Origin of the sequence: Chitinophaga oryziterrae, assembly GCF_009758125.1 — a bacterium.
Classification (GTDB): Bacteria; Bacteroidota; Bacteroidia; order Chitinophagales; family Chitinophagaceae; genus Chitinophaga; species Chitinophaga oryziterrae.
The window spans coordinates 66034-86971 of the sequence record NZ_WRXO01000008.1; the positions used below are offsets into that span (position 1 = coordinate 66034).

General features: G+C 41.8%; 19 protein-coding genes and 1 pseudogene. 12 read left to right on the forward strand and 8 right to left on the reverse strand.

Features of this window, described 5'->3' with window-relative positions; translation table 11 throughout:
• Positions 1-106: 106 nt before the first annotated feature.
• From GO495_RS23245 to GO495_RS23280, 8 genes and pseudogenes are all read left to right on the forward strand, one after another.
• Positions 107-1414, forward strand: coding sequence for a hypothetical protein (locus tag GO495_RS23245; protein WP_157302259.1), 1308 nt, complete (start codon positions 107-109; stop codon positions 1412-1414).
• A gap of 685 nt (positions 1415-2099) precedes the next feature.
• Positions 2100-5246, forward strand: a complete 3147-nt coding sequence (locus GO495_RS23250) for an AsmA family protein (protein ID WP_157302261.1) — start codon at positions 2100-2102, stop codon at positions 5244-5246.
• Positions 5247-5578: 332 nt separating this feature from the next.
• Positions 5579-6355, forward strand: coding sequence for a hypothetical protein (locus tag GO495_RS23255; RefSeq protein WP_157302262.1), 777 nt, complete (start codon positions 5579-5581; stop codon positions 6353-6355).
• Between the two features lie 260 nt (positions 6356-6615).
• Positions 6616-7002, forward strand: a complete 387-nt coding sequence (locus tag GO495_RS23260; protein WP_240915307.1) for a helix-turn-helix domain-containing protein — start codon at positions 6616-6618, stop codon at positions 7000-7002.
• A gap of 107 nt (positions 7003-7109) precedes the next feature.
• Positions 7110-7910 (forward strand): annotated as a pseudogene (locus tag GO495_RS23265) (aldo/keto reductase).
• Between the two features lie 259 nt (positions 7911-8169).
• Positions 8170-9027 carry a helix-turn-helix domain-containing protein gene (locus GO495_RS23270; protein ID WP_157302266.1) on the forward strand — a complete coding sequence of 286 codons (858 nt, stop codon included), beginning with the start codon at positions 8170-8172 and terminating at the stop codon, positions 9025-9027.
• Between the two features lie 77 nt (positions 9028-9104).
• On the forward strand, positions 9105-10226 hold the full coding sequence (locus GO495_RS23275; protein WP_157302268.1) for an FAD-dependent monooxygenase: 1122 nt from the start codon (positions 9105-9107) through the stop codon (positions 10224-10226).
• Between the two features lie 192 nt (positions 10227-10418).
• Positions 10419-10985: a dihydrofolate reductase family protein gene (locus GO495_RS23280; RefSeq protein WP_157302581.1), complete on the forward strand. Its 567-nt coding sequence runs from the start codon at positions 10419-10421 to the stop codon at positions 10983-10985.
• A gap of 152 nt (positions 10986-11137) precedes the next feature.
• Here GO495_RS23280 and GO495_RS23285 read toward each other — a convergent pair whose 3' ends face one another.
• Together GO495_RS23285 and GO495_RS23290 are read right to left on the reverse strand one after the other, a co-directional pair.
• Positions 11138-11359: a helix-turn-helix domain-containing protein gene (locus tag GO495_RS23285; RefSeq protein ID WP_157302269.1), complete on the reverse strand. Its 222-nt coding sequence runs from the start codon at positions 11357-11359 to the stop codon at positions 11138-11140.
• A 2-nt stretch (positions 11360-11361) separates the two neighbouring features.
• Positions 11362-11991 (reverse strand): DUF2975 domain-containing protein, encoded by a 630-nt coding sequence (locus GO495_RS23290; protein WP_157302271.1) that lies wholly within the window; start codon positions 11989-11991, stop codon positions 11362-11364.
• A gap of 333 nt (positions 11992-12324) precedes the next feature.
• Between GO495_RS23290 and GO495_RS23295 the strand changes: the two genes are divergently transcribed.
• The 4 genes from GO495_RS23295 (at position 12325) to GO495_RS23310 (ending at position 14985) form a co-directional block, all read left to right on the forward strand.
• The gene (locus GO495_RS23295; protein ID WP_205691312.1) at positions 12325-13176 is read left to right on the forward strand and encodes a helix-turn-helix domain-containing protein; all 852 of its coding nucleotides are present in this window, start codon (positions 12325-12327) and stop codon (positions 13174-13176) included.
• A 77-nt stretch (positions 13177-13253) separates the two neighbouring features.
• Positions 13254-14159 carry an oxidoreductase gene (locus GO495_RS23300; protein ID WP_157302275.1) on the forward strand — a complete coding sequence of 302 codons (906 nt, stop codon included), beginning with the start codon at positions 13254-13256 and terminating at the stop codon, positions 14157-14159.
• A gap of 198 nt (positions 14160-14357) precedes the next feature.
• A complete protein-coding gene (locus GO495_RS23305; protein WP_157302276.1) occupies positions 14358-14699 on the forward strand; it encodes a hypothetical protein in 342 nt (113 codons plus the stop codon).
• 88 nt (positions 14700-14787) lie between these two features.
• Positions 14788-14985 carry a hypothetical protein gene (locus GO495_RS23310; RefSeq protein ID WP_157302278.1) on the forward strand — a complete coding sequence of 66 codons (198 nt, stop codon included), beginning with the start codon at positions 14788-14790 and terminating at the stop codon, positions 14983-14985.
• Positions 14986-15015: 30 nt separating this feature from the next.
• Here GO495_RS23310 and GO495_RS23315 read toward each other — a convergent pair whose 3' ends face one another.
• The 6 genes from GO495_RS23315 to GO495_RS23340 all read right to left on the reverse strand — a co-directional run bounded on the left by GO495_RS23315 (position 15016) and on the right by GO495_RS23340 (position 20935).
• A complete protein-coding gene (locus GO495_RS23315) occupies positions 15016-15648 on the reverse strand; it encodes a Crp/Fnr family transcriptional regulator (RefSeq protein WP_157302280.1) in 633 nt (210 codons plus the stop codon).
• Positions 15649-15718: 70 nt separating this feature from the next.
• Positions 15719-16033 (reverse strand): rhodanese-like domain-containing protein, encoded by a 315-nt coding sequence (locus GO495_RS23320; protein WP_157302282.1) that lies wholly within the window; start codon positions 16031-16033, stop codon positions 15719-15721.
• 66 nt (positions 16034-16099) lie between these two features.
• Complete coding sequence (locus GO495_RS23325) at positions 16100-16285, reverse strand: YgaP family membrane protein (protein ID WP_157302284.1); 186 nt, start codon at positions 16283-16285, stop codon at positions 16100-16102.
• A 17-nt stretch (positions 16286-16302) separates the two neighbouring features.
• Positions 16303-16611 carry a hypothetical protein gene (locus GO495_RS23330; RefSeq protein WP_157302286.1) on the reverse strand — a complete coding sequence of 103 codons (309 nt, stop codon included), beginning with the start codon at positions 16609-16611 and terminating at the stop codon, positions 16303-16305.
• Positions 16608-19820, reverse strand: a complete 3213-nt coding sequence (locus GO495_RS23335; protein ID WP_157302288.1) for an efflux RND transporter permease subunit — start codon at positions 19818-19820, stop codon at positions 16608-16610. The genes GO495_RS23330 and GO495_RS23335 overlap by 4 nt, the downstream gene beginning before the upstream one ends.
• Positions 19821-19825: 5 nt before the next feature.
• On the reverse strand, positions 19826-20935 hold the full coding sequence (locus tag GO495_RS23340) for an efflux RND transporter periplasmic adaptor subunit (RefSeq protein ID WP_157302290.1): 1110 nt from the start codon (positions 20933-20935) through the stop codon (positions 19826-19828).
• Between the last annotated feature and the right edge of the window lie 3 nt (positions 20936-20938).

Below are 20938 nucleotides of genomic sequence, written 5' to 3' on the forward strand. Positions count from 1 at the left end.
CAGAATCATCTGATAATGCTATACCCTTTTCTTCACCAGAAAATTAACTTACAAATATTACTAATTTTTATAATTTTAATATCTCATAATAATATGTATAACCTTTATGAGACAAATTTCCCTGTACGCGCCAGCGTTATTAATCCTGTTTTTATCAGCCTGTAAGAAGGATGATCCTTCATCTAAACCATCTAATATTGATTATACCAAAGTAAGTTTTACTTACGATAAGTTCGGCTCAACTGAATTGTATGATCTGTTTTCAGGCGTTAATCCCGCGGCTAAAATAAGCACCGGCAAAGCCTCCAGCGCTTTCAGTTATGAATTAACGGGTAGCAATGGATTGAAAAAAGCATCAGATACGCTTGTAAAAGGTAATGGCACATTAGATGGAACTGGTAATGCCTCCCTCTCATTACAAGGGCTAAAGGATTATAAGGATGGAGAGCTTACCTTGAAAATCCACTTTACTGCAACGGATTCAACTTTACAGGTAAAAGCACAAAAAGCAGAGTATCAGATCAGGAATTACCGGGATTTCATACATATGAGCCCTTTTCGTTTGGCTGATACTTCCGACCATTACGTGCAGGTAAATGACATTGCTTTCCCGGATACGGTATTTACAACAGCGCCATGGAATTCCTTCTTACTTGGAAGCTATGATGGGAAAGGTTTTAAAATCACTAATCTCACTATTAAAACCACTGGTGCAACTCCTAACGGAACGCCATATATTGGCTTATTCACAGGCGCTGATAGTGGAAGTGTATTGAAAAACATACGACTGGAACTCTCTGATGCCGGTATTACATCTACTGGACAAGTTAACGGTGCAGGATTAGTTGGTTATGCCTCTGGCTGCACTATCAGCCAATGTTCTGTAAAAGGGAATATCCTGATTGCCAAGGATGTCCCCTCCTTTATAGGAGGGATTTCCGGGCACAATGACAAAGTTACGATGACTGGCTGTTCTTTCAGAGGACGGATCACCGGAAGCAATGTTGGCGGATTAATGGGTAGTATGGGTACATCCTCAGTAATAAATATGTGTTATGCCTATTTCTCATTTGATTCCTATGCGGTTGGTGGAATTGGATCGGTGTATTCACCTTCTTCCGTTTTAACCATTTCCAATAGCTATGTGGTTGCTCATGATTATACTTCACCAACGTTCGTAGCCATAGGTCCTGTACAATATGCAATGACCTCAACAACTGTTACTAATTGTTTTGCAAATGCAGGAACAGCACAGAATGGTGTAACTATTTTTACTTCTACTACTGACATTAATACAAACCTCTCTACATTAACAATAGCTAATTGGCCTGCGGAAGCAACAGCTCCTGCCGACAAAAAGCCTTATAAATATGATACAGATCTTACTGCTCCTATGAAATTGTGGTGGGAATAATAGGAATCTATTGTATATACAGCGGAAACAATACGTGTATTGTACCCCTTGTATATACTTTTAAAGTATGGAAGCAAAAGAAATATTAGAAGAACATATTGCTAAAACAGCGTCATTAACTGATGAGCAGTTCGAGTATTTCATTTCTCACTAATTTAAAATCCTCCACCCAGAAGTTCGACATTTGTCCGGTCTGTTGTACAATAAAAAGGGAACGATACATATGTATCGTTCCCTTTTTATTGTACAACAGTCTGGCATTACCATTTTCTACTACATAAAAGGTAGTGTTCTTTTAGCCGACTAATCTTTCTGTTAATCTCTTCTATGCGTAATTCCGGTGGGTTCGTTCTTTCCGGCTTTCATCTATCAGCGTTCTGTTAATATTAATACGGTTGAATTACTATACTCAGAAATAACACTGAGAATGATAGAAGAAATATTGGTGGCTATTCTTGTGAAACAGCCACCAGAGAATAAAAAACTCTAGAAATTATTATTTATTCGAATTTGACAGAATCAAGGTAATTAGCATAGCTAATTGATTACCTATCAAACTCATGAGAATCTGCTTACCTTTACTTCCGTAATCATTATTTACTCTCATGCATACCGGTTTTCTCTTATGTTCCATAGGAGAGGGTCTATGCACAGCCAACTGTTCTAAAATATTTCGGGGACTTTTATGAGCAATTTTCAAATCAAAAGAGCTGCACTAAAAACATTAAAGATTGCCATCATTTCAATTGTATCACTGTTACTATTGTTGTTCCTGCTACCTATCCTTTTTCCGGCAACAATATCCAGCAAGATAAAGACATGGACCAATAACAGCATTACAGGTGATCTTAATTTCTCCAGGGCAAGACTTTCGTTCTTCAATCACTTTCCTTCCCTTACACTTACCTTGTATGATTTCAGTCTCAAAGGTGCCGCTCCCTTCCAGCAGGACACGCTGATAGCTGCAAGCGAAGTAGCCCTCGGTGTTAACCTGACCAGCATTTTTTCAAATGTGATCAGGATTGATGAAATTTACCTGACAAAAGGGAATATCCATGTATTGGTGGACTCAGCGGGGCATCCCAACTACAACGTGTACCAATCAGCACCTTCTTCAGGTTCCAATAAAACGGATAGCGGAAGCGCCTCCCTGAAAATAGCGCGCATTCAGCTGGAGCAATGCAACATTATTTACGATGACCGGTCCCTTCCCGTATATATTCAGGCCAAAAACGCGGATTATCTCGGTAAGGGTGATCTCAGCAAGGCACAATTCGATCTGCATTCCAGTATTCATGTTGGTTCATTCGATCTTACTTATAACAATACGCCTTATATCCAGTCCAAAAAACTGAATGGGCAACTTATTACAATGATCAATACCAATTCGTTAGACCTTGTTTTTGAAAAGAACGATCTGAAAATAAACGAACTGCCAGTACAGTTGAACGGAACATTCGGGTTCCTGAAGAACGGTTACCAGATGGACTTCAAACTCAATTCCCGGGAATCCGACCTGCATGCCATTTTCAGCGCACTGCCGCCTGAATACACGACCTGGCTGGAACAGACAAATATAGAGGGATCGGCCGATGTGAACGCCACGCTTACCGGCAAATACATTGCGGAAACCAACACCATGCCTGACCTCACTTTTAATATGCAGGTGAGGAATGGTATGATCTCCAATGCAAAAGCCCCCGCCCCTGTAAAGAACCTGTTCCTCAACTTCCAGTCAAGACTGCTGCAACTTAATACAGACAGCCTTTACGTTAATATCGATTCCATTTTCTTCAACATTGATAAAGACTATTTCAGTGCCGTGATGAAGCTGAAAGGCATGGAAACCCCGGAAGTCCATGTAAAAATGAACACCGATATAGACCTGGAAAAATGGAGCAAAGCCATAGGATTGAAGTCATTCGACCTGAGAGGCAGACTGCAGGCGCACCTGCTGGCAGATGGGAAGTATGCACGGGCTGTTGTATACCGCGGGCTGCGGCAACAGGCAGACACGGTCATCAGCAGCATACCCGTATTCAGCTTCCGGTCTTCCTTCCGTAAGGGATATTTCAAATTCACGTCCCTGCAACAGCCTATTGACAATATCAGCTTTGATATAGATGCCTCCTGCCCCGACAGTAACTATGCACATGCAGATCTTGGTGTCAGGAACATTAATGCAAATGTGCTGAGCAATTATATCAAAGGTTTTTTTCAACTCAGCAATGCCAGGAGTCCTGTCGTGGATGCCATGCTGGAAGGAACCCTGCACCTGAGAGATGTGAAGCAATTCTACCCGTTGGACAGCCTGGACATGTCCGGTGATTTGCATATCAACATCGTCACCAAAGGCAGCTATTTGCCTGTTAAAAAAATGTTCCCTGTAACAACAGCCAGCCTTACTATAAACAATGGCATTGTGCAGACGAAGTATTATCCCAGTCCTGTGGAAAAAATAAATATAGATGCTACCATTACCAATACAACTGGTACCTTCCAGTCGTTGAACGTAAATCTCAAACCTGTGTCCTTTGAATTTGAAGGGCAACCCTTCGCTCTTAAAGCCGATCTGAACAACTTTGATAATCTGCGTTATAATATCATATCCACTGGCAATATAGACATCGGCAGAATATACAAAGTGTTTGCGCAAAAAGGTTATGATGTGAAAGGCTTCATAAAAACAAACCTGTCATTACGCGGTACGCAAAGCGATGCAATGGCAGGACGATATAACAGGCTTTACAACAAGGGCAGCCTTATTTTAAAAGATATTACCCTTTCATCCGAACTGTTTCCTCTTCCCCTTTATATTACCAATGGCGTGTTCCGATTTGACCAGGACAAAATGTGGTTCGATCAGTTCAACGCCCGTTACGGCAAATCAACAGTCCACCTGGATGGTTTTTTAAGTAATGTGATCGGCTATACTATGCAGAAAGACCAAATCCTGCATGGCGTCTTCGACCTTAAAAGCGATTATATACTGGTAGATGAGCTGATGGTGTACGCCGATAACAAAAGTAATACTACAGCAGTTAATACTTCCGCCACTCCTTCGGGCATTATCATGGTTCCCCACAACCTGTCGCTCACCCTGAATGCCAGTGCAACGCTGCTGCATTTCAACGGTATGGACATCAATAATTTCCATGGTCAGCTGGTGATTGACAGTAACCGTCTCCAACTGAACAAAACCGGTTTTACCATTATCGGTGCACCGGTGGAAATGGACGCAAAATACGCCAGCATCAATCCGCGAAAGGCTACGTTTGACTACCGTATCAGCGCCAGGGAATTTGATATAAAACGAGCCTACAACGAAATAAAGCTCTTTCATGACATGGCTACCTCTGCCGCCAGCGCAAGTGGCATCGTGGGCCTCGAATACCAATTAAGTGGAAGACTTGATGAGAACATGCAGCCAGTCTATCCCTCCCTGAAAGGAGAAGGTGTACTGTCTGTAAAAAAGGTAAAGATGAAAGGCTTCCGGTTGTTCAATGCTGTGAGTAACGCTACAGGAAAGAAAGATGTAAAAGACCCGGATCTTTCAAAGATAAATATCAAGTCCCGGATCAATAATAATATCATTACCATTGACAGGACCCGGATGCGCGTAGCCGGCTTCCATCCCCGCTTTGAAGGACAGGTGAGTTTCGACGGAGAACTTAACCTGAAAGGCAGACTGGGACTGCCTCCATTCGGACTGCTTGGTATCCCTTTCAACATTACGGGCACGCAAAACAATCCTAAGGTTAAACTCCGCAGAGGTAATGATAAAGACAGCCTGGAAGAAAAGGAAGATGTTGAAAAAGAGGAAAAGCAATGATACGGGCGAGCTTACATACTCGCCATAACACCTCCGGAATCACTTAATCCTTATTGCATATTTTGTCCAAATCCCCCACATAGCAGTCCGACATTTGTCCGGTCCGTTGTACGAAAAAAAGCCACTTATAGTGTTTTTTTTTCGTACGCTATAGAGCTGCCTGGTTCTATTGTTTACCCACCTTGTCAAATGTGCGTTTTCCTCCGTCGATAATACTCTATACAGAGATAACATTACCTCTTCCCTTGTCTTCTAAATAGGCTCCTGGATGGTACTGAGATGGCTCAATCAAGCCAGGATAAAAGGTTATATTTGTTGGCATATTTATGCCTATGAAACTGAATTACCTCTATTTGTCCCTGATTATCATTAGCGGCTGTCAACCATCGGTGAAGCAGACAGCATTGCCCACAGATAGTATTTCCCCGGTAGAAGATACTGTTCCTGTTGTTCCAACCACTGAAAAATTTCACGAAGTAGTAACCATAGATCTCAATAATGATGGAAAAATCGATACCCTTATACTTTCTAACCCTCCGGCAGATGGTGATCCCGGTATATTTCAGAAGATTGAGATCTCATTGAACGAAGGCGACAGGGAATCATTTGAGACAGAAGATGTGTGGGATGTTGTAGATGAAAGTTTTTTAAAGGAAAACCAGAATTCAGTGGAATCCCCTCATATTTTTGTTTATAAAGACAATAACCAGTTTGCAATTTTGTTGTTTGGATATATTTATGGATCAGGAAGAAGTGATTTTAGCATTATCTATGGCCAGAGAGCGCACTTTAAGATGATTTTTAAAGGCGCAATTCAAGTCCCTATGAAATTGCAGGATATGAACCAGGATGGCAAACTAGAATTCCTGGGCCGCAAATCAGAGTACGAAATAACTGGTGGACCTATAGATAGTCTGGGGCCTGGACAGGTTGGCACCTATGATCCATTTTCTGTGTTTGCAGTTAAGAAGGATACCATTGTGTTAGATGAAGTTGCTACCCGCGAGTATAATGAGCAGCATTATATATGGCTTGGTAAGGAGACGAGTGAAACATTGAGGGTTTATTATTTTAGTGATGAGCATAAGGCCCCTGTAGAGGTTAAATAATTCTCCCATTTGGGGTAACAAAAAAAGGGAATATCTAAGATATTCCCTTTTTTTATCTTCAGCCAATACCTACGCTAGCCCACCCATATGAAGGAGCGCATCATTACCCGCGGGGTTCGACGCTCATTTTTAACAATTGGCGGTAACCTTCATTTATATCCCTGAATATATTGTGCAGACTAAAGCAAATACTTGACACCTCACCATTTTGTATTGATCATCCTCTATACTTTTACAACAGTAATACAAAGACGAAAATGATGGCTAAGATACCTGACATCTATATTTCCCGCAAAGCTGAGATCCTGGCCCAGTTCAAGCAGGTTTTGAAGAGCCATATGGACGACTTCATGGCGGGACGAATAGATAAAATGTATGAGCTGAAGGATATCGCCGATATCATCTGCCTGCATCCTGTTCATCTGAGTAAAGTGATCAAACTGGAAACGGGGCATCATGCCTGCTACTTCTATGAGCAAAGAATCTTACTGGAAGCCAAAAAGCTACTGGCTGATACAGCTTTGCCCATCGGGACGATCGCTCACAAGCTGGATTATGATGTTTCAAATTTTACCAAGTTCTTTAAAAGGTTTATGGGGATAACTCCATCATCATACAGGAAATCTATAGTCAATTATCCTGAATAAACATCTCAATTAAAAAGAAAAAGTAAGACAAAATGAGTAATAAAGTAATCACTATTGGAGCGGGCACTGCAAGTCCTCTAACCGCCCGTACACCGGGTTACGGAACCATGCGCCTGACTGGTGAAGAGTTCTGGGGCGAACCACGAGACCGCAATGGGGCCATTGCACTCCTCAGAAAAGCCGTAGAACTGGGTGTCAATTTTTTCGATACCGCCGATTTTTACGGACCAGGGGTAACCAATAGACTTCTGGCGGATGCATTGTATCCTTATCCGGCTGACCTCATTATTGCGACGAAGGTTGGAGCGATACGAGGAGCTGACAAAAGCTGGTTGCCATACGGTAAGCCTGAGGAATTAAAGAGAAGTGTCGAAAACAACCTTAAAGAATTAAAACTGGAGCAGCTCCCCCTGGTGCATTTCGGAATGGCAGTGAACAGTCAAGGAGATTATGAAGAGTCCTTCGCAACCATGTTAGAGCTACAGAGAGAAGGCAAAGTCCTTCATTTAGGACTTACCAATGCGACCATCGATCAGTTTAACACCGCTATCGTTATGGGTAAAATTGCCACCGTAGAGAATATGTATAGTTATACTCAACGAGTTACTGATCCGGGCAGTCCTTATGGATTTCAGGGTGGAGAGATACTATCTTTGTGCGAAGAACATCAGATTCCCTTCATTCCTTTCTTTTCGCTCCAGAAGTCTTTGCCAACTTAGCAGAACAAGATGAAAGAGGTAGCAGATGCTAAAGGTGTTACTGTTGCGCAACTCAACATTGCATGGCTGCTTCATCAATCTGCCTGGATACTACCCATTCCCGGAACTACATCCATCCAGCATCTGGAAGAAAATATAAAAGCAGCCGACATTTCGCTTTCAAAAGAAGAGTTGACTTTTTTAGGCTAACCTGTTGACAATATTAATTCCCCCCTGATATTCTACGCTCTTAAACCTCGCAAAATCTTCCATAAAAAAGTTCGATTCCGGCCGTCCGCGCTACTACCCCCCTCTTTACATTGAGCAAAGAGGGGATTCTTGTTTTTTATCGATTTTCTAATGCCCTCTATTGCCTGGAAACGCGGATTTCGACCCAATCTCTGGCGGTCCCCCAGACCTACAAAGGTCAAATTCTAAAGGTTATCTTTGTATAGAGAATTGAAAAACGATGCGTAAAAAAACGACCTCCATTCCTGTAAATCATTTTGGTAACGAGTATGGCTCAGGTATATCCATTGAAAAAATGTCTTTTAATGATTTACCCGATTTCGAGGGAGAGGAGCAATCTGAACGACACGATTGCCATACATTTCATTTACTTGAAAAAGGTACAATTACTATCGAAATTGATTTTCAAAAGTATGAAATGAAGTCTCCGTCTGTCATCTATATGCACCCAAATCAGGTGCATCGTATAATAACATTTGAAAATGTAAGCGTCAGTAGTCTGGGAATCAATAATGTAAATCTGAATCCTGAATATCTGACATTATTAGAATATATTACGCCCGCCAGACCCTTATCCTTAAGTGAAGAAACGTTTTCCATTATTTCCGAATCCATATCACTTTGCCTGAAATTTTCAGAACGGAAAAACGATAAACTATATCATTCTTCGCTAAAAGATAGTTGTAACACACTGGTCGCATTTGTTGTGTCTCAATATTTAGACCATTCTAAATCAGTAGATAAATTTTCGCGCTTTGAAATTGTTACAAAAGCCTTCAATGAAATATTGGAACCTAATTATACAACAGTCAAACGCCCGACGGAGTACGCGAAAAAACTCAACATATCTACACCTTACCTGAACGAATGTGTAAAAAACACAACAGGTTATTCCGTTTCGTATCACATCCAACAACGTATTATTTTAGAGGCAAAACGCTTGCTTTATCATTCCGATAAATCGGTAAAAGAAATTGCAATCGAATTGGGCTATGATGATTACCGTTATTTTTCACGGCTGTTTACCAAAGTTACAGGGATGACCGCTTTATCATTTCGAAACAAAAACCTCGATTAGTCCAACACTTACTTCGTATTACCATTTTTTATCCCCGCTGTACGGTGTTCCTTCGCTGTGAAATAAATCAGTATAAGATGGAATCATTAAAAGAAAAAAGGGTACTCATATCGGGTGCAAGTTTTGCCGGACTATCAACAGCATATTGGATGAACAAATTAGGTTACAAAGTAACTGTTGTCGAAATCGGAAATGAGTTTAAAAAGGGTGGCTCGCCTGTTAATATTGATGGAAATACTGTGAACATCGTTAAGCGGATGAAGATTTTTGAACAAATTAAATCAAACCGGTTGAGTTTGGAAATGTGGGAATTCAAAAATGCTGATGATGTCACAGAAGGCTCCATGACATTGAAACAACCGGGAGAAGAACTTCCGGACAATGAATTTGAAATCGAAAGAGATCTATTACTCAATATATTATTGGATACTGTAAAAAATGATGTTGAATTTATTTTCAACAACAGCATTACAGCATTAAACGAAACAAAAGACGATATACAGGTTACATTTAAAAATGGTCCGCAACAGGCATTTCACCTGTTGTTTGGCTGCGACGGTATACATTCGGTTGTCAGAAAACTATGGTTTGGTCACGAAGCGGAATATTCACATTTTCTTGAAGCATATTTTTCAATCACGATCGTAAACGAATTGCTGATAAAAGAAAAAACAATGCAAATTTATGGTGCGCCTGATAAACTTGTAATGCTTAATGCGTACAACAATAAAACCGACATAGTTCTTTCTTTCCGTTCAGAAAAAGAAATTCCTTATGATTATCGTGATGAGGAGCAAAAAAGGAAAATCATTTTGGAACAGTTTGCCGGAGAAAGCTGGAGAACCGCAGAATTATTGGAAGAAATGCAGCGTTCGAAAACTTTTTACTTCGATAAATACTGTCAGATAAAAATGCCATCATGGACAAAAGGCAGAGTGGCGCTGGTAGGCGATGCAGGCTATTGTGCATCGCCAGCCGCAGGAAAAGGCGGATCATTGGCAATAGATGGAGCTGCCGCTTTAGCTGATGCATTTCAACAACACCAGGGAAATTTTGAATTAGCGTTTCAGGATTATAACAAAAATTTCCGTCCTTTCATAGAGGAAGTTCAGGCCGCCGCCGTAATAATGTTAGATCAGCTTGTTCCAAAAACCGAAGAAGCTATTCGCAAAAGAAACACTGCAGGCTTTCGCTTTTAGTATTTATGCATTTAATTGAGATTTAAACCCGATTGCTCGAAGATGTTAAAACTGTTGGTGAAACGGAAGACAGGTTTCACCAACAGCTTGCCAGGTGTATCCCTACAGTTTGATGACGCATTTACCCCTATAGAATGTCATTTTCTCCCCCCGTTTCATCAAACAACGTTCGCTAGTTTTACAAAAAAGATCATGCGAAAAATTATAGTTACCGAATTCATTACCCTCGACGGTGTTATCGAGGCGCCCGGTGGCAATGAAACCTCTCATCCTCATGCCGGCTGGCAGTTTAAATACCACTCTCCGGACACCGGGAAGTACAAGATTGATGAGCTTTCCAGCGTGGATACCTTACTGTTGGGCAAAACCACATACGAAGTGTTCGCCGCGTACTGGCCAGGCCAGACCGGCGACGGGTTCGCGGATCCCATCAACCGGATGCCGAAATATGTTGTATCCCGAAGCCTGCAAAAGGTGGACTGGAACAACAGCCATATCCTTCGCGACGTGGCCAAAGACGTCGCGGCGCTGAAGAAGTCCGATGGTGGTGATATCCTCGTCTATGGGAGCGCCACCCTCGTCAAGGCCCTGCTTCACCACGACCTCATCGACGAATTGCGGCTGATGGTATATCCCCTCTCAATCGGTGGCGGGTTGAGGCTTTTCGATGACAACCGGGAACTAAAGAAATTCGGGCTCAAACACTCGCGCGCGATCGACAACGGCGTTCTTATTCTCGAATATCAGCCAATCAGTTAATCGGATAAGTCTTAGTGATCACTTCTACCGACAGATGTGGTAAAACCACATCTGTTTTTTTACTTCTCTCCCAGCATTCTTAATCTCCCTCTCAAAAGTTCAACAGTCCAGGAAACACTATCCCTTTCATGGTCATTAAAAGAATGGAGTATTCATTTGGCAGATTCCTTTTCGGGCACATATTCCAGGATGTCCGCAGGCTGACATTCCAATATCTCACAGATCATTTCAAGTGTTGAGAACCGAATGGCTTTGGCCTTGCCTGTTTTTAAGATCGACAGGTTGGACATGGTTATGCCAATCTTCCCGGACAATTCCGTGAGCTGCATTTTTCGCTTAGCCAGCATTACATCGAGATTGACGATAATAGGCATAATTAAATAGTCAATTGATTATCTGAATAGATTTCAACCCCTCTGCGATACACCACAGAGAGCGCAAGCAACAACGATCCTACCCAGATACCATTGCCGATCTGTATTAAGAGTTCGGCTCCGCTGAAATACTTGTTTGCCATGAAATCAAATATTATGTAGTTAATGATCTTTACAATGTCTACCCCTATCAGGAGCAGGCCGATATTGCGGATACGCCTGGCATTGGAGGCCGCGAAAGGTTCTTTTATTGAAATTGAACGGAAAATACTCCGCAATTCCCACATTCCATATAAGACTGCGCCAGTTAGAAGTATACTTAAGAAGTAATCGTAATAGCCGATCGGTGAGCGATGGCCTACGAGTAGCTGATAATGATCAGGGGGCTGTCGCAGGGCTGCCAGCTTGCCTTCAGAGTACCTGTAGGGAAATTGTGTAGATGGGTTCAGATGGCCGAAACTCATCACATCAAAACTTAAAGGGTCCTGGTGCCAGGTGCCGGCAAGATTGGCATCGCCCTCGAAGAGGCGATAGGTCCTTATAACAACATTTATAACGCACGTGAGTATGACCAGGTAGAATATGATACCCACGAATTTGCTGGTGATGGTAAATGTTTTTTGTCCGCGCATAAATTCTCTGGTTTAGGCGATAAAGCTATGTAATAATTTTTAAAAAACAACATAAATTTATTGTAAAACAATAAATTTATGTTGTTTAACACCACTCGACATACATATATAACTCCTATTGCCTTATGATAATCAGCAGATAATATTTCCGGAAATTATAAAATCCCTCTTTTTATTAGTTCCAATGCCTGGGCGGCAACCATTCTGGTTATTATGGAACTGTTCATCTAGGCAACCCTCTTTATTCTCCTTACTTTGATTTTGTACCTTTATTACATGTCTGCAATAGTAGCGCTTCAAACATTCTATAATAAAATTCCTGCTCTCCCTTCAATGCCAGCAATCATTGAAGCAGAACATTTTAATGTATTTAAAGTTGATGGTCTGCTTTCCCCGGAATACAAAAAGGCCCCCTATAACCGGAGAACCTTTTATAAGGTAAGCCTGCTTACCGGGCATAGTAAAATACACTACGCGGATCAAACTATTGAAGTAACAGACAGTGTACTTGTGTTTACCAATCCGATGGTCCCTTATTCCTGGGAACTTATTGGCGAAACCCAGACAGGGTATTTCTGCATATTTACAGCTTCATTTTTCAACAGATTTGGAAACATTAAAGACTATCCTGTTTTTCAGTCTGCAGATACAGCAGTTATACTACTAAATGCCACTGAACATGTACAATACAATGAGTTGTTCTTAAGGATGTTCAATGAGCTGCAAAGCGACTATGTTTATAAATTTGATCTCCTGCGCAACCTGCTGATGGAGGTGATACATGCTGCGCAAAAGATGCAGCCAGCTTCCGGCAGCATTCCCTCCGGTGCTACGGCATCTGAACGCATATCCAGTCTGTTTGCAGAATTACAGGAACGTCAATTCCCCATTGCATTCAATAATCAGCACATATTACTGAAATCCCCATCTGATTTTGCAAAACAGCTGAATATACATGTAAATCACCTCAACAAAGCCCTGAAAGAGATAACCGGACAAACTACCACACAACTGATAAATGACAGAATACTACAGGAAGCCCGGATATTATTGCGGAACACCAGCCTGACCATTACCGACATAGGCTGGAGCCTGGGTTTTGAAGCGGCTAATCATTTTTCAGGCTTTTTTAAAAGCAGGACAGGCATCACACCTACTGCATACAGACAATCAAAAATTGATTGATTGATGTAGTTTTTGCTTTCTTTCCCGGAACAACTGCATACATCATTGACAGATCTTTGTATCACAAAACAATATCTATGTGGACAAAGGACAATATCGAAGACCAAACCGGTAAAACAATAATCGTCACCGGCGCCAATACAGGCATAGGATATGAAACCGCACTTGTATTATATGAAAAAGGCGCACACGTGGTGCTGGCTTGCAGAAGCCAGAAGAATGCGGAACATGCCATTACCAGAATAAAGCAGCATAAAGGCAACGGTTCTCTGGAACCAGGGATACTCGACCTCTCCGACCTTACATCAGTAAAAAAATTTGCGGGAACTTTCATTCAAAAACATCAGCAATTACATGTGCTGATCAATAATGCCGGAGTAGCAGTCCCTCCTGCGACGTTAACCACAGAAGGATATGAACTCCAGTTTGGGGTCAATTTCCTGGGGCATTTTGCGCTTACAGGACACCTGTATCCACTGCTTAGGGCCACTGCCGGGGCAAGAGTTGTAACACTTAGCAGTATGGGATACCTCTCCGGAGCAATTGACTTTGAAAATCTAAGGTCCGAAATCTCTTATAACCCTATTCGCGAATACCGCAGAAGCAAACTTGCCAACATACTTTTCTCCGTAGAGCTCCACCGCAGGATAACCGCCACCGGTGACAAGGTACTTTCCGTAGCAACACAACCGGGAGCCAATAATACAGAGCTGGTAAGACATATGAGTGAAGAAGCCGCTGCTGAAGGTATTAAACAGATTGGCGGATATATGGAGCCATGGCAGGGTGCTTTATCATCCTTGTACGCAGCAGTATCTCCGGATGTTGCAGGCGGAGATTTTTATGAGCCTGATGCCGGATACAGGGGCTATCCTGTTAAAAGTACTATTGAGCCAAAGGCTATGGACGAAGAGCTTGCACGGCAGCTTTGGCAAATGGCAGAGCAGGCAACTGGCATGCAGTATCCGATTAAGATGTTCTGATATAGTATTTCAGCATCTACTTCATAAAAGTCTGACATTGTCAGCTCTGCTGCACAAGAAAAAGGGGACGATACAATTAAATGTATTGTTCCCTTTTTTATTCCTCCCGGCGGCACTTGCTACAAAAAAATAATTTCTCTGCGTATATTGTTCCTCCAGGGTTTACCCTGATACTATATATTACAATCCAATAATTGCATGAGAAGACTGCCCTTTATTTTAACTTATCTGATTCTTGTATTTCTCTGGTGTGTACTATTTTATAAGTTCCTCGCTCCTGTAAAGGAACCTCAACTCGTATTGCTGCTACTTGCAGGAAGTCTCTTTTATAGTCTGATATGGGGGATGTTCATTTCGCTCTTTCAACGTATTGTGGGATGGAAAGGATATGGCATGTTATTGATCCCTGTTGCCATTATGATCGTCTTTTTCCTGGGTATGGACAAATCGACGTTCTTATTTATGGGTGGACTAATCATTATAAGTGAACTTGTGTCTTTAGCTAAAATCTTTTCACACTATCATAAAAAAGGGAATTAACTATATTTAATATTGTGTAACTATTGTCACCTTCTTTTATTTTTTCATGAAGGATATTTGTTGAAATAAAAACACACCCGGCATGATCATGAAAAGAATATTAAAAGGTTGGAATATCTTCCGTATAATAAGATTTATTATCGGTATAATTATAATAATAGCTGCAGTACAGATGCATATCCTGATGATCGGCATACTGGGCGCTATGGTCATTGTCCAGGCAATTGTCAATACTACCTGCTGTGATACCGGAACCTGCAATGTAAAGAAACGCAATAGCCTGTAATATGCTATTATAAAGGAAAGTCCTCCATATTTAATTAAACCCCTCTAATAATTTTATCTCATTACGGTACAATAAGACCTTCCCATCGTTTTCCAGGAGTTTAAGCAACCGGGATACAACCACCCGGGATGTTGCAAGTTCATCAGCAATCTGGTAATGAGAAGCTTTGATAACGCTTGAGCCCGAAAGCCGTTTCTTTTCTTTCAGGTAAGCGATCAGGCGTTCATCTAGCTTAAGGAATGCAATGCTTTCAATAGATTTCAGGAGTTCGGAAAACCTTTCGTTAAAACTTCGCAAAATATAGTTCTTCCAGCTTGGATATTTGCAAAGCCATTCATCCAGCTTATTATGCGGGATAGCGATTATTTCCAGATCACCTTCTGCAATTGCCTTCACTTCACTCTTCTTCTCTTCAAGACAGCAACTGTAGGCCATTGAGCAAGTCTCACTACTGGAGAGATAGTACAATAATATCTCATTGCCATTATCGTTCTTTTTAAGGACCTTTAAAGTGCCTTTAACAACGAGTGGCATCATACGGATATATTTACCATAATCTATAATAATATCTCCATCTTTAAATGACCGCAGTTCTCCAAACTCCTCAATTTCTTCCATTAAGGCAGGTTCAAATACAAAATCTAAACGGGCAGACTCATTCATACATCTAAGTTAATAGTAAATGTTCAATTTGGAACATCGTATCCCTGAAGAGTCTTCCCGTCTGTACTTATTATGCCTGGCAATATTTAGCTACATTATTCCAGCTCCCGCCATTGATCACATTGTTAAATCCATTCCTTTCAAGAATAGATTTTGCCTGACTGCTTCTGCCCCCACTCTGGCAAAATACAATGATGTTTTTTTTGTCCTTAAATCTGGAAAGCTGTGAAGCTACCTGATCCAGTGGGATATTTACCGATCCCTTAACGTGCCCATTGGCAAACTCTGCTGAAGTACGTACGTCCACCAAAAACGCACCATCTTTAATAACATTTGCCAGGTCAATTGCTGGCGAACCGCTAAATAATTGCTTGAAAAAATTCATACGATAAGTTTTTATATTCAATTTTAATTCTCAGAGAAACTATTAAATCATACGGCGTATGGACTACTAATTCTTTACACCAAAGGCTTTTAAAATCATCTCCAGCGGACAAAATTTAGTGAACGCAGATTGCAACAGGTTGACACCCACAAAAGCGCCCAACCATAGCCAGTTGATATTTACGGTATACGCTAAGATTATACTTATAAGAACCAATGTGCCGGCAACAGCACGAACTATTCTTTCTTTCATTTTTTTAATTTGTATCGTTAAACAGATTTTTCAACAGGCAGAACGAACGCCCTAACCGGAAAATTTCCTTTAATCCTTTTATTATAGCCGATAATAAGCTCCATTCCATGATCTGCTCCTTCTTCGCTGGTAAAAGAGAAGATCATCATTGAATCAACATCTTCTTCGCCACTGGCGAACCAGTCATCCAGGAGATTATTGGGCGTCCCCTGTTTGTAACCGATAATATCAACTGTACTAAAAACACGAATATTGGCCTGATTAAATATTTTTGAAATATCACCCAGATACTCTTTTAAAGAGGTTACGACAAATAGTTTCATCATTCAGATTTTAAAGATTTTTTACGCATCATCTTAAAGTATAATAATGGCACTACGATTAATGTCAGGAAAGTAGAGGTAATTGTCCCTCCCATTAGCGATATGGCTAATCCCTGGAAGATCGGGTCAAACAAAATGATGACTGCACCCAGCGCCACCGCACCTGCCGTCAGAAGGATCGGAGTGGTACGTACTGCGCCCGCTTCAATAATCGCCTGCTTTAAAGGGATCCCTTCTTTCAGCCTGATATTTACAAAGTCAATAAGTAGTATGGAATTTCGCACCATAACACCCGCCAAAGCGATAAAACCGATCATAGAGGTGGCAGTAAAATAGGCATGCATCATCCAGTGACCCAATACAATCCCAATTAATGATAACGGGATGGCAGCAAGCATCACTAAGGGCACGGTAAAATTCTGAAACCAGCCTACGATCAAAATATAGATCATAATGATCACTACAGCGAAAGCAATACCCAGATCACGAAAAACTTCAAAAGTGATTTGCCACTCTCCATCCCATTTCAAACTGTAGTTATCTTCCAGTTCCGGCTGATGGGTATATTCCTCTTTCAGAGAAAATCCCTTAGGTAATTCGATACTTTTTAAATGATCCGATACATCTGATATGGCATACGATGGGCTCTCCAAATGACCTGCCATATCTGCCAGCACATACACCACTTCCTTCTGATTTTTGCGGTAAATGCTTTTGGGTTTCAACTGACGGGAAACATTTACGAGGTCTCTTACCGGTACTGCGTTACCCTGCACACCTATGACTTTCAGGTTCAGCACATCGTCTATATTGCTCTTATCGGGATCACTCAGTTGCAGCTTTATGGCTGTTTGAGTATAGGCTACCGGCTGAGATATATTTCCTGCAGACATGCCGGACAAGGCAGCATTCACTGTTGCCGCAACCTGCGCGGTAACAATGCCATAACGCATTGCCTTTTCTTTATCAACTTCTATGTGATATTCCGGCTGGTCAGCTTCTGTCATCCAATCCACATCAACCACATCATTGGTTTTGTTAAGCAGATTTTTTACCTGGTTACCGATCCTGATCTGCTCATTATAATCAGGTCCATAAATCTCTGCAACCAAAGTTGATAACACCGGAGGGCCTGGTGGTACTTCTACTATTTTTGCATTCGCATTGTATTTTTTGGCGATATCCTGAATAGCTCCACGCATTTCCTTAGCTATATCGTGGCTCTGGATACTCCGGTCCTTTTTATCCACCAGGTTAATCTGGATATCGGCCACATTATCGCCCCGGCGCAGATCATAATGTCTTACCAGACCATTAAAACTGATCGGCGCTGATGTGCCGATATAGGTCTGGTAATTTCTAACCATGCGCTGTTGTGCAACATAGGTGGCAATATCTTTCGCTACTGCCTGTGTTTTTTCCAGTGTGGTCCCTTCCGGCATATCGATTACTACCTGGAACTCATTTTTATTATCAAAAGGCAGCATTTTTACCGCAACTGCTTTAGTATAAAACATGGATAACGAAGCAAACAGGATCGCGACAATACTCAGAATAAACGTCCAGCGTTTCCAACGGGTTTCCAGTAAAGGCTGAATGAACGAGCGATATATTTTATAGATGCGGGTTTCTTCCAGTAACTTCGGTTTACTTTCTTCATCCGCTATTCCATGATTTTCTTTTTCACGCAGGAAAATGTAGCCCAGGTAAGGTGTTAACGTCAGTGCGACTATGAGGGATAGTATCATGGCGATAGAGGCACCTATAGGCATAGGGCTCATATAAGGGCCCATCATGCCGGAAACAAAAGCCATTGGCAATACCGCTGCGATCACCGTAAAAGTAGCAAGTATAGTTGGGTTGCCTACTTCATTAATCGCATAGATGGCCGCCTGTAATGGCGGTAGCTTTTTCATCTTAAAATGACGGTGCATGTTTTCGGCAATGATAATGGAATCATCGACCACTATACCCGTTATAAACACCAGGGCGAACAACGTAATCCGGTTGAGCGTGTAGTGCATAAAATAATAGGAGAACAATGTAAGCGCGAATGTTACCGGTACCGATAAAAATACGACCAGTCCTCCCCGCCAGCCCATAGCCAGCATCACAAACACAGTCACCACCACGATAGCGATAAACAGATGCAGCAGCAATTCACTTACTTTATCCGATGCACTTTCCCCATAATTACGGGTGACAGTTAAGTGAACATCATCTGGCAGCAGGTGCTTTTTCAAATGCTCCACTTTACCCAGGATCTGTTCTGATAATTTCATCGCATCAGCTCCTTTTTTCTTGGCAACGGAAAGAGTGACAGCCGGGTAAGTGGAATTGAAAGTATGAGCATTTTCGGCATCCGCTTTCCCGTAGCCAAACAGTACATATTGCTTAGGCGTTTCTGCACCCTCCGCTACTGTTGCGATCTGTTTCAGATAAACGGGTTGCTGCTGATTGATGCCAACCACTAAATTACCCACATCGTCAGAAGAGGTCAGGAAGTTTCCGGTTTCAACAGAAAAGGCAGTGTCTTTTTGCAACAGGGTCCCTCCCGGCAACTGCATGTTACTACCCTGGATCTGTTTACTGAGGGATAAAAAGTCTACATGGTTCTCCGCCATTCTATTTTTATCCAGCATTACTTTAACCTCACGGTTCCGGCCGCCAATAATATTAACATCCGAAACGTCATTTATCTTTTTGACTTCATTGGCCAATTCCTGTCCAAGTTGTTTTAGCTGGTAATCATCATATTTATCACTCCAAAGGGTTAAACCCAATACCGGCACATCATCTATCGCCCTGGTCTTGATCAATGGAAGAGTAACGCCCTGCGGCATTTTATCCATATTTTTCATGAGCTCACTGTATAGTTTCACCAGTGAGCGTTCCACCTCTTCTCCCACATTAAACTGCACAATCACCATGGCTTGCCCCTGCATGGAAGTAGAATACACATATTCCACGCCTTTAATATTGGAGATCATTTTTTCTATCGGGGCAGCCACCTTGGTTTCCACATCTTTGGGGGATGCTCCGGGGTAACCAATAAAAATATCGGCCATAGGAACCTGTATCTGCGGTTCCTCCTCACGTGGAATTAAAAAAGTGCTGTAGCCGCCAATCAATAAAAAGGCGATCATCAGCAGTATCGTTAATTTCGACTGTATAAATGCCTTTGCTATATTCCCTGAAAATCCGTTTTTCATCGCTATTATTTTTTAATTTGAACAGCAGCACCGTTAAATAACCTGCCTTCAGCATTAACTATAAACTGTTCATTTGCGGCTAAACCACTAAGCACTTCCACCTGGTCCCCCTCCACTTTTCCCAGTCTTACCCAGCGCAATAATGCAGTGTTGTTATTACCAACAGTATATAACCCGGTCAATGCATCTTTATGCTCAATACACGAAAGCGGCACCATCACCTGATCATTCTTTACTACACTGGCTACTGACGATGCCACAGGTATAGATACATTCGCATACATCCCTGCAAACAAGCCCTCTTTTTCATGATCAGGAATTTGCACCTTGATGATGTATTGCCCACCTGAAAATTGTGAGGACTGACTGATCTGGGTAATCGTTCCTTTGATGGTTTTATTCACCGCGCTGATACTAATGATGGCGACCGATCCCTGCCGGATCCGGCTGATGGCATTTTCAGGAACGGCCGCACTTACCTGGTAACTTCCGCTTTGTTCAAGTGTTAATATCGGCATACCGGGATTGGCCATGTTGCCCACGTCTGCCAGCTTTTGAGTAACTACGCCGCTAAATGGCGCGATTAAACTGGTATAATTCAGCGTGGCGTTTACCTCATTGCGCATCTGTTTTGCACTTTCCAGCCGGGATTTAGCAGATGTATACTGCAGACTCACATTTTCCAGTTCTTTTGCAGAAGCGCTTTGCTGCCTGTATAGATTAGTAAAGCGTTCTAAATCCTTTTGCGCGTTCCTATATGCGGCATCTGCTTCAGTAATCATGGCATCCGTCTGTCCCCTTTTCGCTAGTATATCCTGATTACTGATAGTAGCCAGCAATTGTCCTTTACTCACCTTATCGCCTACTTTTACATTTATCTTAGTAATGTACCCCATCACCCGCGTGCTGATACCAGCTATTTCCTCGGCTTCAACCTGACCACTTATGTTCACTTCCGGTTGCCCCTCAGATGAAGGAGTTGCTACCGTTACGACTATTGCGGCATCTGCGCTTGTTTTATTATCCGTATTCTCATGTGAAGAACACGAGCTTAATAATAATCCCAAACCTGCGCATATAGTTGCTATTGTTTTTGATATGTAAACGCTATTCATTTT

Bases quoted from the DNA above. Each gene is read 5' to 3' on its own strand.
- GO495_RS23310 (WP_157302278.1), top strand. From the start codon at position 14,788: ATGAAAAGAATATTAAAAGGTTGGAATATCTTCCGTATAATAAGATTT.
- GO495_RS23250 (WP_157302261.1), top strand. From the start codon at position 2,100: ATGAGCAATTTTCAAATCAAAAGAGCTGCACTAAAAACATTAAAGATT.
- GO495_RS23290 (WP_157302271.1), bottom strand. From the start codon at position 11,991: ATGCGCGGACAAAAAACATTTACCATCACCAGCAAATTCGTGGGTATC.
- GO495_RS23320 (WP_157302282.1), bottom strand. From the start codon at position 16,033: ATGAATTTTTTCAAGCAATTATTTAGCGGTTCGCCAGCAATTGACCTG.
- GO495_RS23340 (WP_157302290.1), bottom strand. From the start codon at position 20,935: ATGAATAGCGTTTACATATCAAAAACAATAGCAACTATATGCGCAGGT.
- GO495_RS23335 (WP_157302288.1), bottom strand. From the start codon at position 19,820: ATGAAAAACGGATTTTCAGGGAATATAGCAAAGGCATTTATACAGTCG.
- GO495_RS23245 (WP_157302259.1), top strand. From the start codon at position 107: ATGAGACAAATTTCCCTGTACGCGCCAGCGTTATTAATCCTGTTTTTA.
- GO495_RS23285 (WP_157302269.1), bottom strand. From the start codon at position 11,359: ATGCCTATTATCGTCAATCTCGATGTAATGCTGGCTAAGCGAAAAATG.
- GO495_RS23300 (WP_157302275.1), top strand. From the start codon at position 13,254: ATGTGGACAAAGGACAATATCGAAGACCAAACCGGTAAAACAATAATC.
- GO495_RS23315 (WP_157302280.1), bottom strand. From the start codon at position 15,648: ATGAATGAGTCTGCCCGTTTAGATTTTGTATTTGAACCTGCCTTAATG.
- GO495_RS23255 (WP_157302262.1), top strand. From the start codon at position 5,579: ATGAAACTGAATTACCTCTATTTGTCCCTGATTATCATTAGCGGCTGT.
- GO495_RS23295 (WP_205691312.1), top strand. From the start codon at position 12,325: ATGCCAGCAATCATTGAAGCAGAACATTTTAATGTATTTAAAGTTGAT.
- GO495_RS23260 (WP_240915307.1), top strand. From the start codon at position 6,616: ATGGCTAAGATACCTGACATCTATATTTCCCGCAAAGCTGAGATCCTG.
- GO495_RS23275 (WP_157302268.1), top strand. From the start codon at position 9,105: ATGGAATCATTAAAAGAAAAAAGGGTACTCATATCGGGTGCAAGTTTT.
- GO495_RS23330 (WP_157302286.1), bottom strand. From the start codon at position 16,611: ATGATGAAACTATTTGTCGTAACCTCTTTAAAAGAGTATCTGGGTGAT.
- GO495_RS23270 (WP_157302266.1), top strand. From the start codon at position 8,170: ATGCGTAAAAAAACGACCTCCATTCCTGTAAATCATTTTGGTAACGAG.
- GO495_RS23325 (WP_157302284.1), bottom strand. From the start codon at position 16,285: ATGAAAGAAAGAATAGTTCGTGCTGTTGCCGGCACATTGGTTCTTATA.
- GO495_RS23305 (WP_157302276.1), top strand. From the start codon at position 14,358: ATGAGAAGACTGCCCTTTATTTTAACTTATCTGATTCTTGTATTTCTC.
- GO495_RS23280 (WP_157302581.1), top strand. From the start codon at position 10,419: ATGCGAAAAATTATAGTTACCGAATTCATTACCCTCGACGGTGTTATC.